This is a genomic window from Mameliella sp. AT18, assembly GCF_028807275.1.
In the GTDB taxonomy this organism is placed as follows: Bacteria; Pseudomonadota; Alphaproteobacteria; order Rhodobacterales; family Rhodobacteraceae; genus Antarctobacter; species Antarctobacter albus.
This window is the reverse complement of the sequence record NZ_JARAMO010000139.1, coordinates 1-14,875: the sequence shown is the minus strand read 5'-3', so window position 1 is coordinate 14,875 and position 14,875 is coordinate 1. Positions and strand designations below refer to the sequence as shown.

At 60.2% G+C, this 14,875-nt stretch carries 12 protein-coding genes, 1 pseudogene and 1 other annotated feature; of the genes and pseudogenes, 4 read left to right on the top strand and 9 right to left on the bottom strand.

From position 1 onward, the window contains the following. From PVW46_RS14005 to PVW46_RS13975, 7 genes are all read right to left on the bottom strand, one after another. Positions 1–1,488, bottom strand: a 1,488-nt coding sequence (locus PVW46_RS14005) for a TRAP transporter permease (protein ID WP_274576289.1), incomplete at its 3' end; no start/stop codon positions are given. 74 nt (positions 1,489–1,562) lie between these two features. Continuing rightward, positions 1,563–2,501 carry a TAXI family TRAP transporter solute-binding subunit gene (locus PVW46_RS14000; RefSeq protein ID WP_074622881.1) on the bottom strand — a complete coding sequence of 313 codons (939 nt, stop codon included), beginning with the start codon at positions 2,499–2,501 and terminating at the stop codon, positions 1,563–1,565. A gap of 53 nt (positions 2,502–2,554) precedes the next feature. Next, positions 2,555–3,508 (bottom strand): pca operon transcription factor PcaQ, encoded by a 954-nt coding sequence (pcaQ, locus tag PVW46_RS13995; RefSeq protein ID WP_069210146.1) that lies wholly within the window; start codon positions 3,506–3,508, stop codon positions 2,555–2,557. Positions 3,509–3,797: 289 nt separating this feature from the next. Continuing rightward, positions 3,798–5,300 carry a tripartite tricarboxylate transporter permease gene (locus PVW46_RS13990; protein WP_043147164.1) on the bottom strand — a complete coding sequence of 501 codons (1,503 nt, stop codon included), beginning with the start codon at positions 5,298–5,300 and terminating at the stop codon, positions 3,798–3,800. Positions 5,301–5,312: 12 nt separating this feature from the next. Beyond that, positions 5,313–5,780 (bottom strand): tripartite tricarboxylate transporter TctB family protein, encoded by a 468-nt coding sequence (locus tag PVW46_RS13985; protein ID WP_043147165.1) that lies wholly within the window; start codon positions 5,778–5,780, stop codon positions 5,313–5,315. Positions 5,781–5,802: 22 nt separating this feature from the next. Beyond that, positions 5,803–7,392 carry a sulfatase family protein gene (locus tag PVW46_RS13980; protein ID WP_069210145.1) on the bottom strand — a complete coding sequence of 530 codons (1,590 nt, stop codon included), beginning with the start codon at positions 7,390–7,392 and terminating at the stop codon, positions 5,803–5,805. Between the two features lie 6 nt (positions 7,393–7,398). After that, positions 7,399–8,373 (bottom strand): Bug family tripartite tricarboxylate transporter substrate binding protein, encoded by a 975-nt coding sequence (locus PVW46_RS13975; RefSeq protein ID WP_133065750.1) that lies wholly within the window; start codon positions 8,371–8,373, stop codon positions 7,399–7,401. 108 nt (positions 8,374–8,481) lie between these two features. On the opposite strand from PVW46_RS13975, the gene PVW46_RS13970 reads away from it, so the two are divergent. Continuing rightward, positions 8,482–9,357: a LysR family transcriptional regulator gene (locus PVW46_RS13970; protein ID WP_069210143.1), complete on the top strand. Its 876-nt coding sequence runs from the start codon at positions 8,482–8,484 to the stop codon at positions 9,355–9,357. Between the two features lie 88 nt (positions 9,358–9,445). On the opposite strand, the gene PVW46_RS13965 is transcribed toward PVW46_RS13970, so the two are convergent. Together PVW46_RS13965 and PVW46_RS13960 are read right to left on the bottom strand one after the other, a co-directional pair. Then, the gene (locus PVW46_RS13965) at positions 9,446–10,249 is read right to left on the bottom strand and encodes an IclR family transcriptional regulator (protein WP_069210142.1); all 804 of its coding nucleotides are present in this window, start codon (positions 10,247–10,249) and stop codon (positions 9,446–9,448) included. Continuing rightward, positions 10,239–10,649, bottom strand: a complete 411-nt coding sequence (locus PVW46_RS13960) for an acyl-CoA thioesterase (protein ID WP_274576291.1) — start codon at positions 10,647–10,649, stop codon at positions 10,239–10,241. Before PVW46_RS13960 ends, PVW46_RS13965 begins: the two co-directional genes overlap by 11 nt. An 87-nt stretch (positions 10,650–10,736) precedes the next feature. Here PVW46_RS13960 and cehH point away from each other — a divergent pair, with 87 nt between their 5' ends. The 3 genes and pseudogenes from cehH to PVW46_RS13945 all read left to right on the top strand — a co-directional run. After that, on the top strand, positions 10,737–11,879 hold the full coding sequence (gene cehH, locus PVW46_RS13955) for a salicylyl-CoA hydroxylase (RefSeq protein WP_069210140.1): 1,143 nt from the start codon (positions 10,737–10,739) through the stop codon (positions 11,877–11,879). Positions 11,880–11,992: 113 nt separating this feature from the next. Beyond that, entirely contained in the window at positions 11,993–13,618 is a 1,626-nt protein-coding gene (locus PVW46_RS13950; RefSeq protein ID WP_069210139.1) for a benzoate-CoA ligase family protein, read from the top strand. Between the two features lie 47 nt (positions 13,619–13,665). Next, a pseudogene (locus tag PVW46_RS13945) lies at positions 13,666–14,875 on the top strand (IS3 family transposase); the annotation flags it as partial. Beyond that, positions 13,953–14,069, top strand: a sequence feature (AL1L pseudoknot). It overlaps the preceding pseudogene by 117 nt.

Here is a 14,875-nt window from a genome sequence, read left to right as displayed (position 1 = left end):
GATCATCGACATCATGCCGAAGTAGAGAACGAAGAGATGCGCCGAGATCAGGTTGACCCCGAGTTCGACCAGTGGCGCCGCGACCAATGTCGAAAGCAGGGCGTAAACTCCCACGGTCGGCATGCCCATTCCCAGAATGATGCAGAGGATCGCAGCGAGGATGAGCAGTAGCGGCAAGCTAGAGTCACCGATGGCGAGGATTGCTCCGGTGATCGCGAAAAGGACGCCGGAGTCGTTCAAGGCCCCGATCACGATCCCTGCCGCTGCGGCGATGAAGATGATGCCAACTGAGGCTTCGGCAGTATCGCGGAACGCCTGCACGATCTGCGCCAGACCGGGCCGCGCGCCCCTGTATCCAAAAACCACGAGGGCGAGGAACATTGCAGCGGTGGACGCCAGTGCCGCGTATTCCGGTCGCCATGCCAGGAAGAAGAGGCCGAAGATCAGTACCACGAAGGGCAAGATGAAGACCCAGCCCTGGCGCAGAGCCTCGCTCGCGGATGGCAGGTCCTTCCCTTCAACGCCCTTGATACCATCCCGTCCGGCCATCAGGTCGATCTGGAGGAAGAGTGCGAGATAGTAGAGGAACGCGGGGATCAGCGAGGCAACGACGATGACGGAGTAGTCAGTTTGCGTCGTCACCGCCATAAGAAAGGCGGCGGCGCCCATGACTGGTGGAACCAATTGGCCGCCAGTGGATGCAACGGCCTCGATGGCCCCGGCAACCTGGGCCTTGTAGCCCGCCTTCTTCATCAGCGGGATGGTGACCATTCCCGTGGACACCACGTTGGAGACGGCCGATCCGGAGATTGCTCCGAAGAACCCGGAGGCGGTCACCGCGATCTTTGCAGAGCCACCGCGGGATCTGCCCATCAGGGCAGCAGCAAAATCGGAGAAAAACTCACCGCCACCCGTGGCCTGCAGCATCGACCCCATGAAGATGAAGGCGATCACCACGGCTCCGACGATGGACAGGGGCGCGCCAAGGATGTTGCCGTCCATGTAGGCCATCTTGTAGAGGAAGCTTTCCGGTCGGAACGGGCGCCCGGTCAGCGGCGACGGCAGGTATTGCGCAAAGATGGCAATCAACAGCGCGCCGATCACGATGATGGTCAACGCAGGTCCCGCGGTGCGCCGCATCCCTTCGATCAGACCCAGGATGGTGATGGCAGCCAACGACAGCCCCAGCGTCCCATAGTCGCGAAAATTGGCCTGGTCGATGAGCTCGGGAAACATGACGATTGTCGTGATCATCGCTCCAGCACCGATCAGAGCCAGCGGAACGTCGATGAAACGAGACAATTTCGGGCGAGACCGGAGGAACGGATGGGTGAAAAAGATCACAACCGTGGCCAGTGCCATCAGAAAATACAGGTACTGGCCGCCAAAGAAGTTGAAGCCAAGCATCCTTTGGACGCTGAGCGCCCAAAGGATCGCTGCCGCAACCATCAAGAAACCCAGGACGTTCACGAGACGAGCCGTCGTCATGTTCGATCCTCCTATTCTCATTTGAGTGCTGCCTGCGCCCCCGCGGGCGGTGACCCGCAGGGTTCCGCCGGGCTTTATTCCCAGACGCCTTGTTCTTCGAAAAAGCGGATGGCGCCGGGGTGGTAGGGGATCGGAAGCTTGGGGTCCGCCATCATGTCGAGAGACATCTTGCCAAACTGCGGATCCGCCTTGGCCAGGTGTTCGGCATTCCTGGCGATTCCGGCGACCACCTGATACACGGTCTCGTCATCGACTGCGTCAGTGACGAGAATAACGAAGGGGGCGGTGATCACAGTCGCGTCCTGCCCGGTGCGGGCAGTTGTTCTGCCGATCGAAGCGCCCGGCGCGAGATCGGCCAGGGCAGCCTGTTCAGCTTCGCCGTCGGGGAGGTTTACAAACGTCACACCGACTGAGGCATCCGCCTTGGCGACCGCGCCGGCCGAAATCGAGAAGATTGATGCATCCAGCGATCCGTCGATCAGTTCGTCGATGGCCTGAACGCCGTTCTGGACGGGAATGGGCTGCACGTCGTCGAAGCTCATGCCGGAAACCATGAAGGCTGCGTTCATGAACACGTCCAAATTGCGCTGCGAGGTGTACTCGGAGGCAACGCGTTTGCCTGCGAGGTCTTCGATTTTTTCAATCCCATCGCCTTGCCGGGAAATGATGCCGAGTTCGAGCGGGTAGACGACCGTCGCAATCCGCAGTCCGGGATAGGGCCGCCCCTCGAAAGACCCTACTCCTGCGTAGGCCTGGGCAGCGGCCGTGATATTGGCAAACGAGAAGTCGAACTCCCGGTCGGCCATCGCAGGGATGATGGCGCTGGGTCCGCCCAAAGGAACGACGATGAACGATCGGCCGATGCTCTTGCCAACGATGTTGGCGATTGCCGACCCCGACACATAGGCCAAGGAGCCCTGTGGATTGGTCCCGATAGCGACTGGAGCCTGTGCCGAAACCTGCCCGGCCCAAAGGGCGCCGGACAACGCCGCAATAGCTGCGAAGATACGCATGATGATTCCTCCCTGTTAACGCTGCGGCAATATCGCTTGCGCAGAAAATTGACTCAAAGTTGATTTCGGCCACTTACTTGAGATTTTTGCACGGTATCTGATGCGACATCCTGGAGTTCTGCTGCAAGGGACCGCGCCAACGGCGTCAACCCCGATTCACTACGTGTCGAGATGCCCACGTTTCCCTGCGTGGCTGCCGCGTCCACAGCCAACGCACTGAGTACGCCGGAGCGTAGATCCCCTTCGACGGCTCCCCATGGCGCAATCCACACCGCGTCCGTCTGCAGGCAATAGGCGCGTGCAAACGGCGATGAGACGGTCTCGACCACGTCAGCCACCTTTTTTACACCCGCCGCGATCAGCAGTTGCTCGGCATCCCGGCGGATGATCGTGTCGGCAAGAGGGATGACAAAGGTTTGCTCTGCCAGTGACGCCAGGAACTCTTCGTGCAGTTCGAGAACGAGCAGCGGGTGGCCCGGACGAACCACTGCGGCCAGTTGTTCCTGGTAGAGGATCTGGAAGTCGATGCCGGCCATGTCGTCCGGCGCAGCAAGCCGACCAATCACGAAATCCAGTTCACCGACCCTCAGCGCCTGCATCAGAACAGGATTGGTCCCAGTCACGACGGAGACCGGACAGCCGGGATTTCGCGCCTTGAACCGTGCCACCGCGGTTGGAAGAACGCGTTCAGCGGCATTGGGCAGAACGCCGACGATCACCGATTGGCGCGCATCCTTGCGGGTTCGCGCAATTTGTTCGAGCCCCTGTTTCAGGGCCGTCACGCTGGCAGAAACGTGGCGATAGAACGTCTCACCCGCCGAGGTCAGCACGATGCCCGCCCGGTTTCTCTCCATCAACCGTGCATTGATGATTTCCTCTAGTTCACCCAGCGTTCTGGAGGCGGCCGACTGTGTGATGTTGAGCTGATGGGCCGCTGCGATGATGGACCCACTTCGAACGATCTCCAGGAAGCAGGTGAGATGCCGCTGTTTGATCCGGTTGTCCATCCTTCATCCTTTGCAAAAAGACGCAATCGAAGCGAATACAAGTTTCCGCCACGAGGCCGGACCCGCCCCCTGCTTCTCCCGGCGATGGAACGTGAAACCAGTACGATCGGCGACGGATCAGGTGCTCGGCCCTTCCGGTCAAAAGGCGACGTCGCTTTGCCTCGATGGTCCACGATCAAGGTCGAGGTTTGGCCAAGACGATGACCCCGCCCCCGCTGCGCCGACGACCATTGTTTGGTCCACTACCAACCTCAAGCACGGCGATGGCGAGAGCGAGATCCTTGGGCGATTACTGGGTCTTCAGTTGCATCCTGCGGTGCTTGTGCGCCTGGTAGATACTCAAGGCCACCGTTCCCAGCGCCAGAACAAGGCAGACAAGGCTGACCGGGCTGGTCAGGAAGATGGTATAATCTCCACGCCCCAGCAATAGCGCGCGCCTCAGGTGTTCTTCGGCCATCGGCCCCAACACCATGCCCAGAAGCACCGGAGCGGCCGGCAGGTCCATGCGCCTTGCGCAATAGCCGACAAAGCCGAACCCGATGCAAAGGAGGACGTCGAAGACATTGCGCGACACCGAATAGGCCCCGAAACAAATAAAGAACAGGATGATCTGGTAGAGGATCGTGTAGGGCACCTTCAAAAGGCGGATCCAGAGACCGATCAGCGGCAGGTTCAGGAAGATGAGGATCACGTTGCCCACCCAAAACCCTGCGATTACGCCCCAGAAAAGATCCGGGTTGTTCGAGATCACGCGCGGACCCGGCTGGATCCCGTGGATCATCAACGTTCCGAGGATAAGCGCCATGGTCGCACTTCCGGGGATGCCGAGCGCAAGCGTCGGAATGAAAGCCGCCTGCGCAGCAGCGTTGTTGGCAGCCTCGGCCGAGGATATGCCCTCGACCGCGCCCTTGCCAAATTTCGACGGGTTCTTTGAGATCTTTTTTTCCACAGCATAGGCGACGAAGGAGGAGATCGCAGCTCCGGCGCCCGGCAGGATGCCGATGAGTGACCCCAGCCCGGTCCCGCGGCCGATCGGGCGTGCGGCCTCGCGCCAATCCTGACGGGTTGGAATCATCGACCGCCATGAGACGTCGATCGAGGGAGAACGCCGAGTGTCTCCCCCATCGGCGAATTTCCACAGGATCTCTGTCACGCCGAACAACCCCAAGGCAACCACGACCATGCTCACCCCGTCCAGCAGGCTTTCGCTGCCGAATGTAAACCTGGGGTAGCCCGTCTGAACCTCGATGCCCACAAGGCCGATCAACAGTCCGAAAATGATCATCACGAGGCTGCGGGTGATCGAACTCGCAGCGATCGTGCTGGACGCGATCAGAGCTAGCAGGATCAGCGAGAAATACTCGACCGAACTGAACGACAGCGCTACTGAGACCAGCGGCTTGGCGAAGGCCATCACCAACAGGATTGCCGAACAGCCGCCAACGAAGGACGCCAAAGTGGTCAGGGTAAGCGCAACACCGGCCCGCCCTTGTTGCGACATCGGATAACCGTCGAGGCAAACCACCGCTGAGGGCTCGCTGCCGGGCAAGTTCAACAGGATCGCCGCCGTCGATCCGCCATACATCGTTCCGAAATAGATTCCGGACAGCATTACAATGGCGTCGACCGGTGTCTGGGTGAAGGTCAGCGGCAACAGCAGGGACATGCCCGCAAGCGTGCCGATCCCAGGCAGCACACCTATAAAGGTTCCCATCAGCGCACCGATGAAACAGGCGAAAAGGGTCGAAACCGTCAGGACAACGTCAAAACCCTGAAGAAGATTGGCCAGCATAGTCGGTTCCCCTCAGTACAGGTCCAGGATCAGGCTGTCGCTCAGCAAGGTCTTCAAGCCAGCGATAAACAGACACAATCCGACAGAGGTGATCAGGACTTTCTTCCAGGAATATTCGCGTTCAGCAAATTCACTGATGCCGATCAGTCCGAAAATCGCGGCGAACATGCCCGAATATTCGACCAGGAAGGCAAATGACGCCATCGCGGCCGAAATGGCGATCAACGGACGCCAAAGAAAGCCGGGCACGCGATCCTCGTACTTCGGCACATCCCAGAAGAAGGCGAGGCCGAGACAGGTCAGCAGAATGCCTAGCCCCATCGGCACAGCGCCGGGCCCGATCCGCCGGAGACTGCCCAGCGGATACCCCGTTGCCTCGGCAATCGCCAGAAGGCCGAGACCGGTGATCGCGATGCTGCCGATCAGCCGTTGCCCAACGCGGCCCTGTCCGGCCCGCCCCAAAATGTCCTTGATGTCCATAGCCTCCTCCCAAAGCTTGTTTTCAGGCACGTGCCAACGGGAATGGCGCTTCATCAACCGTCGTCATCATCTTTCGTGACAGAAGCTCGAACATTCGGGCACGCAAATCCTGGTAGTCAGGGTCGTCAGCGAGGTTTCGCATCTCCAGCGGGTCCTCTTTCAGGTCATACAATTCGACCCAATCCTCTGGATCGTAGATCGAAAGCCGGTATCGGTCACTGATCACCGAGCGTGCACGAATGGGAACCGTCATCCCAAAGGCAGGCGCGTGCCCGTCTTCCTCGATCAGCACGGCCTCATGTGCGGTTTGTCGCTCTCCCCGGATTACTGGCATAAGGCTCTGGCCCTGCATCCCGTAGCTCGGGGCCAAACCCGCCCGATCAAGGATCGTACGGGCAATATCGAGCGATCCGCTCAAAGCCTCGGTGCGACGCGGCCCGCCCGCGTGATCGGGTTCTGACCAGATGAACGGCACCCGGACCAACCCCTGGTAATGCAGCGCGGCCTTCAGCATCAGCCCGTGGTCGCCCATGAAGTCACCATGATCCGACGTGAAAATCACCACGGTATTTTCACGTAGACCAAGTGAATCCAGCCGATCAAGAAGCCGGCCAACGGCATCGTCGATCATGGCGATCATGCCGTAGGTCAGGGCAATCGCCTCGCGGGCCTCGCGCTCGTTCACGGTAAAGGCCACGGTGCTCTGTCGATTGACCCCCGACGCCTCGTGCATCTGTCGGACAGGCGGTGTCATCTTGGACTCGTCCAGTTTGAGCAGGCTTTCGGGCACGGGCATGTCATCGGGATCGTAGAGATCCCAGTAGTGGCCCGGCGGTGTGAAGGGGTGATGCGGATCCGGAAAGGAACAATGCAACATGAACGGCTGATCCGACTCTGCGGCCTCGTCCAGCCAAGCCAGACTGCGCTCCTCGATGTAGCGGGTCGGGTAGAGTTCTTCTGGGACCTTCGTCCGATAGGCTTGCGGGATTGTGTATCGGTCATCCGGCAAGGCGTTGGCTGGACCGCGCAAGCTGTCGGGGTCCTCGGTGCGCTCGGCGAGCCAGCGGTGATAGTCGCCGTGCACCATGTCGCCATGCATCGTGCAGAGTTCCACGTGATCAAAGCCGTAGAACGGCAGTTTGATCACATGCGCTGGGTCGTCGCGCCAACGATCCAGGGCCTCCTGATCATAGGGCCCCTCGGACCAGGCCTTGTGCCGTTCTTCGCGCAAGTCGATTGGCGGCGGTGTCCCATCAACGGCCTCGCGCTCCATCTGAGGTGGCAGGTCGGTCATGGTCTGAAGATGCGATTTACCGATCAGCGCGGTTCGGTATCCCCCTGCAGACAACAGATCGCACACGGTCGTCGAGTCGAGCCGGAGCGGAACGCCATTCCGCTTCACGCCGTGCAGGGACGGCATGCGCCCCGTCATGATCGTGGCACGGTTGGGCATGCAGATCGGCGTCGCCACATGGAAACGGTCAAAGCTGACCCCGTTTTCTGCGATCCGGTCAATCGAAGGCGTGCGAAGGACCGGGTTTCCGTAAGAGCCGACATGGTCGGCTCTTTGCTGATCCGTGCTGATCAGAATGAAATTTGGACGATCGATCATGTCGGGTCACTGGCCCAGGTCGAGTGTGGACATGAGTTCGCCAAACCCATCCGCCTGCACTTTCAGCACCTCCAAGAAGTCTGCTCCGGGCAGATAGGCAGGACTGATCGACAGAGTGTCCAAGTATTCCACGAATGCGACCGATGTGGCGGTCTTTTCACTGACCTCTTGAAGGACTGCGACCACCTCGTCGGGCGTGCCAGCCGGGACGAATACCCCCCACGACGGGATGTGATCGACCTCCGGGTAGCCCAGTTCTGTCATCGTCGGCACATCGGGCAGTTTTTCCAGCCGCTCGGGAGCCGTCGTGGCCAGCGCCTTGACCGACCCATCCTGTATGTAGGCCATAATCGAACCGGTCACGACAGGCATCATGTCGACCTCGCCACTGACCAGCGCCAAGATCGCCGGACCGCCACCGCGATAGCCGACATGCAAGAGATCAACGCCACTGGCCTGTTTGAGTTTTTCTCCGGTCAAATGCATCTCGCCCCCCGCGCCGGAAGATGAGAAGCTCAGGTAGCCCGGATCATCCTTGGCCACGGCAAGAAAATCCGCAAGCGTGTCGAAACCGGAGTCACTGCGCACCGAGAACAGGATGGGCTGGGCTGCGATACGCGCCACCGGGATCAGATCTTCGGCGGGATCGTAGGTTGCCGGCGGGGTCGCATGTTCGGCCATCGTGTAGGGCGCCGTAGGAGCAAAAAGCAGGGTGTAGCCGTCCGCATCCGACCGGACAACATCCTGCGTCCCGATGAAGCCGGCTGCTCCGCCGATGTTTTCAACAATCACATTCTGCCCGAATGCTTCAGTCAGTTCCTTGGCAAACGCCCGGCCCAGAACGTCCGTACCGCCACCCGCCGCGAACGGCACGACCATTCGGACCACCCGCTCCGGATAGCCTTCCGCCGTGGCCGAACCGGCCAGCGCCACAAGCGCCAGTGATGAATATTTTGCATATTTCAGAAAATAACGAGCCAACACTTCATCGTCCTCCCTTGATGTTCGCGTTCACATGAGGGAAAGTTGCGAAGGGCCCTCTCAAAGTCAAATCACTTACCGTCATGATCCATAACCAAATGGAATAATATGCTCGCTCGGGACCTGAGATATTTCGTGATGCTCAGCCGGACGCGGCATTTTACCCGCGCCGCAGAAGAACTTGGCATCACGCAGCCCGCGCTCAGTAAGGGCATCCGCAGACTGGAGGAAACGATACGCGCCAAGCTGGTCGTGTCGTCCAACCGCAGGTCGGTGGAACTCACCGAGGCCGGTCAGGTCTTTGCGAGTCGCGCCCGCATCATTCTCGGCGACATAGATGCCGCCGTGGCCGAGGCGACGATGCAGAGCGGTCAAGCCCGCGGCAATCTTCGGGTTGGCGCCGGACCGATCTTTGCGGATGAATACCTGCCCACCGCAATCGCAGATCTGGTCGAGCGCTTTCCCGACCTGTCGTTCTCGGTGATCGCAGACCTGAACACCAAACTGCTGGACCGACTGCAAGAGGGCGATCTGGACTTGGTCTTCTGCACGACATTCGAGGTTCCCAAGCTGCCGCAACTGTGCAGCGAAGACCTGGACATCAATGCGATGGTAGTCCTGTTCCGAAAGGGCCACCCGCTGGAAGACCGCGAAACACTCCAGCCCAGAGACCTGACAGAGTATGAATGGGTCATGCAGGAATCGAGCTATCTCACTCGAAAATGGCTGGAGAACAAATTTGCTACCCTTGACCTGCCACCACCGCGCATACGGGTTGAAACCGCAGCCCACCGCTTTGCCCAGCGCCTGGTCGAGCGCACCGATTTACTGTCATTCCTACCCGCACCGGGCGTTTTGCCGAACCTCTGCCAGCGCTTTGTTCCGGGACTGGAGTGGGAGCGCAGAGTGGGCGCCGTCTATCGGGGCGATGGCGTCCTACCGCCGGCAGCCCGGCTCCTGATCTCGGCGATGAAAAAACTCTAAGCCGAAACGCCCAATCCACAATTCCGAAACCCGGCAAGCATCGGTCGCGGTTCGACATTTGCCCTTGCGGCAAATGCCGGCGGCCTCTTCAGTTGGCATCCGCGCGCCCCGTCCCGACCGGGGAGGCCAGCGAAAGCTTCTGGCAATAGCGCCTCAGACAGGCAACCTGCGCCGCGTCCGGGCGGACGGCTGCCGGATCCACGCCGACAAGCGTCACCGCAGCCTGCACTTCCTCCTGCCAGTCGAGGATCGGCGCAGCAGCAGCGACCAAGCCTGGAATGAACCGGCCATCCACGCTCGCATATCCGGCCTTACGGATCGATGCGGCAAGCGCCTCGAGACCTTTGTTGCTCGGAACCGCGTCGGGCAGGAAGGCCGGATTTCGGACCGCGCGGCGCAACTCAGTCTCACGCGCCTTCTGGGTCGCAGGCCGGGGCGCGTAAGCCAGAAATATCCGGCCCGTTGCCGACGTCAGAAGGGGCAAAGTCGTCCCAAGGCCGATCGAGGTCACCGTCGGCGACAACCCCCTTTGCCAACGCACGACCGTTGCACCTTCATTTGCCCAAACGGCCAGAAGCACCGTCATGCCAGTCTCGGCGGCCAGGTCCGACAAACCGTCCGCAGCAGTGTTGACAAAGTCGTGCCGGGCCAAAGCCGCGAGGCCAATCCGCATAGCTGCGGCGCCAAGATCGTATCGGCCCGAACGCCCCTCCTGCTTGACCAGCCCGGCCAAAACGAAAGAGGCGAGATAACGATGCGTCTTGCTGAGGGGCATCCCGCAACCGCGGGCAATGTCCGATAGCGTCATGGCGCCATCCTGCCGCGAAAGGAAATCCAGGACACCCAGCGCCGTGTCCAGGGATTTCAAGCCCTGGCTTGCCTCATCCGCCATAATGCCTACTCAACATTTCCCTGAAGTCAGTGGTGTCGCCAGCGACAATACCGTTTTCGCCACGCGTGAAAAGGCAACGAACCTCCGTGCCCTCGAAGGCAAGGTTGTCACCGACGCGCCCGGTATAGCTCAGAGTCAGGGTGCGCCTCGCCCATTCAGAGACATGCCCCTCGACCAAGAGCGTGTCGCCATCCCGAATCGGGCTGCGAAACCTGGCGCCCACTTCGACAAGGCCGATGCCAACAATGCCGAGAGCATCGCAATTATACTGATGTCCGCCCAGCGGGCGCAGCATGTGGTGGAACGCCCCATCCGTCCAGCGAAAAATGTTTGGATAGAAGACAATAGCCGCTGGATCACAATCTCCGAAGACGACTTGGACAGGGTTCGTAGCGCGCATCATAACTTTCCGAATTGTACAATTAATTGCATATTTCAGAAATGTAGCTTAACCCCCTCCGCAGGTCCAGAGACTTTGGGAGGAGCCATGTCTGAGTTGAAATCCATCGAGATCCTGGGCGGAGGGCCGGGAGGGCTATATACGGCGATACTTGTTCGCCGGCTGCTGCCCGACGTGAAAGTGCGCGTCACTGAGCAAAACCCCGAGGGCGCAACCTTCGGATTCGGAGTCGTTTTTTCGGATCGCGCCCTCGACTTTCTCAAAGCCGACGACCCCGAAACTCACGAATTGATCGTTCCGCACATGGAATGTTGGCGTGACATGACACTGAACCTGCCCAATGGCTCCGTGACGCTCGACGGTGTCGGCTTCACCGCAGTGGGCCGTCTCGAATTGATCGAGATCCTCAAGGGACGTGCCCGTGATCTAGACGTGGAGATTCGGTTCGGCACGACGGTCCGGACGGTTGAGGAGCTCGGAGCGGATCTGGTGGTCGGCGCCGATGGATTGAACTCGCTTGTCCGGCGCTCCTTCGAAGGCCAGTTCAAACCAACCCTTGAATATTTCGACAATCATTTCGCTTGGTTCGGAGCAACGGTCCCCTTCGATACGCTGACCCAGACCTTCATTGAAACCGACAAGGGACCACTGAACGCGCACCACTACCGGTTCGCGCCGGGCCGCTCGACCTTCATCGTCGAGTGCGAGCACGAGACCTACAGAAACTACGGTTTTGACAGGATGCCCGAAGACGAGAGCGCGAAACTCTGCAGCCAATTGTTCGGAGACGTGCTGCAGGGCACCGAGTTGATCACCAACAAGTCCATGTGGCGTCAGTTCCCGCGTCTATGGTGCGAAAACTGGGTCGCCGGACGTAAGGTGCTGCTTGGTGATGCCGTTCACACCGCGCATTTCTCGATCGGGTCCGGAACGCGGTTGGCCATGGAGGACGCGATCGCGCTGGTCCATGCCCTCAAAGATCATCCGGACTTGGATGACGCCCTTGCCGCCTATCAGGCGGGTCGCCCCCCCATCGCCCGCAAGATCGTGGATGCGGCCAATACCTCTGCGACATGGTACGAAAGCTTCGGCGTGAAGATGCGCCTACCGCCATTGGCATTTGCCCATGACTACCTGATGCGGTCCGGTCGGATCACTGAAGAACGCCTGCGCAAGATCGCCCCCCGCTTTGCAGCCGAATACGCGAACGCCCAGGCGACCGGCGGCTGACAGCCGACAAGAACGGCCGCCGCCTTTAGGAAACCCGAAATTTGAACGGACAATTGCGCGCCAGGTGCCCTGTCCAAAACAGCGAACTATTTGTGGCACAAAAAATGAGCGACATGACAAAACGGAACATCGGCCTTCAGATTATCGACCATGTCACCGACACGGCCCCCGGATCCAAAGAGATTGGCTTTGTCAAATCAGAACATCGGAATTGCTCTGAAATCCTCTGGCAAAACCTGGAGCGCAACCCGGACAGCGTCGCGGTCATCAGCCCACAGGGCCAGTTGACCTACGCCGAATTGATCGCTGAAGCGTCTCGCTGGGGCAATGCCTTTTCGGCGGCGGGGCTGGAACGCGGCGAACGGATCGTCTTTTTCCTCGACGACACACCGACATTCCCCGCCGCCTTCTTCGGCGCCGTGCGGGCGGGGTTCGTCCCGGTCCTGCTCAACATCCAGACGAAACCCGACGTGCTGAATTATTTCCTGCAGGACAGCGGCGCCCGCTACGCCGTGGTCGATGGGGATCTCTCAACGATCTTCTCCGAAGAGACGCTGAAGGGAACCCAGCTTGAGACCAGCGTGATTGCGAACGGACCTTCCCTGTCCGCAGGCCAGATCAGCGCCATGGAGTTCCTGAAAGACCAGCCGGTCAGCCTGCAAGCCACGGGAACCGGCCCCGACGATATGGCATTCTGGATGTATTCCTCTGGGTCTACGGGACGCCCGAAGGGTATCGTCCACCTGCACCACGATATGGCCTATGCGCAGGCCAGTTTCGGAAAGCATGTCCTCAAGCTGACCCCCGACGACATCTGTTATTCGGTGCCGAAAGCCTATTTCGCCTATGGGTTCGGAAACTCGGTCATCTTTCCCTTCTCCGTCGGCGCGGGCTCGGTCTGGATTCCGGGCCAACCGCGTCCAGAGGTGGTCCTCGATGCAATCGAGACCTACCGACCGACCGTGCTGTTCGGTTTGCCGACCCTCTACACCGCGCTGGCGCGGTCTGAAGAGATCAGCGCATGCGATCTGTCATCGCTGCGCCAGTCCATGTCCGCGGCCGAAATCCTGTCAGAGGACATCTACAACGCTTGGAAGAGTTTGACCGGGCATGGCCCGATAGAAGGTTTGGGCTCAACAGAGATGCTGCACGTCTATTTGTCCAACAGGCAGGACGATCATCGCATCGGCGCCGCGGGGGCCCGAGTACCGGGCTACGAGATCCGCCTCGAGACACCCGATGGCGCACCTGCGGCGCCGGGAGAGGAAGGTGTCATGTACGTTCGGGGACACTCTTCAGCGCCGACGTATTGGAACCGGCCTGACAAGACCGCCGAAACCATGCGCGGCGACTGGATCTATACAGGTGACCGATTTGTCGAACGCGATGGCTACTATTATTTCCAGGGACGCGCGGACGAGTTGATCAAGGTGTCCGGACAATGGGTCTGGCCGCTGGAAGTCGAACGCTGCCTGAACGAACATCCCGACGTCCACGAATGTGCGGTGCTTGCGCATCAGTTGGAAGACGAGCGGATGGCATTGAGGGCTGTCATCAAGCTCGTAGACGGTGTGTCGATGGACGAGGCGCAAACCACAAAACTGCGCACATTCGTGAAAACACAGCTGACTCCGTACAAGTCCCCTCGCCTCATCGAATATGTGGTGGAACTTCCCAAGACCGGCACCGGCAAGATCGATCGAAACGCTCTTCGTCAAAGCAGGAACGCGGCAGCCTGAACCGCCCCGGGTTTACCGGAGAGTAACAGGCGCGAAGGATAGCCGTGATGAGCAAGAGCCCCCACACCCCGTCCTACCCGGTCGAGCTGCGTGAGCGCGGCGTCCGGCTTTTCAAGGAACGCGGCGCCGAGTATGCCAGTGACAACGCGGCCAATCGGGCGAGTGTGCCGAAGCTCGGCTGCTCGCCGGACAGCCTGCGCGTCTGGTGCCAGCGCGCCGAACGCGATGCCGGCGAACGGCCCGGCCTGACCAGGGCTGAGAGAGATCGGATCAAGGCGTTGGAGCGCGAGGTCCGGGAGTTGCGGACCGCCAACGAGATCCTGAAGAAGGCGCGCGCGTATTTCGCCCAGGCGGAACTCGACCGACCGTTCAGGACATGATCGCATTCATTGAGGAATGCCGGGACGAGTTCAGCGTCGGGTCGATCTGCAGCGTGCTGCCGATCGCGCCATCGTCCTATTACGCGCAGCTGGCCGTCCGACGCGATCCCTCCAGGGCATCGAAACGGGCGCAGCAGGATGAACGCGACAGCCGGGAAATCCGGCGTGCACTCAGCGAAAGCGGCGGCCGTTTCGGGGCGCGCAAGGTTTGGCATGCGCTGCGCCGGGAAGGATACGACATCGCGCGCCGCATCGTGGAAAGACTGATGAAAGTGATGGGATTATAGGGTGTTGTGCGCGGAAAGACGGTGCTGACGACCAATCCGGATACCTCACAGCCCTGTCCGACGACAAGGTGACCCGCGTCTTCGAGGCCCGGACGCCGAACCAGCTCTGGGTCAGCGATTTCACCTATGTCTCGACCTGGCAGGGGATGGTGTATGTCGCCTTCGTGATCGACATCTTCGCCCGCCGGATCGTGGGCTGGCGCGTCTCCATCTCGATGACCACGGGGTTCGTGCTTGATGCCCTGAACCAGGCGATCTGCCAGAGAACGCCGTCAGACGCCGATGCGTTGATCCATCATTCCGGCAGGGGATCCCAATACCTGTCGATCAAGTATACCGAGCGTCTGGCCGAAGCCGGCATCGACACCTCTGGGGGCAGCGTTGGCGACAGCTACGACAACGCTCTCGCCGAAAGCACCATCGGCCTGTTCAAGACCGAGGTCATCGACTTCCTTGGCCCGTGGAAATCCATGACGCAGGTCGAATGGGAAACCCTGAAATGGGTCGACTGGTACAACAACCGGCGCCTGCACAGCGCCATCGGATACCTCACCCCGCGAAAAGCAGAGGAGGCATTCTACGAAAGCTTG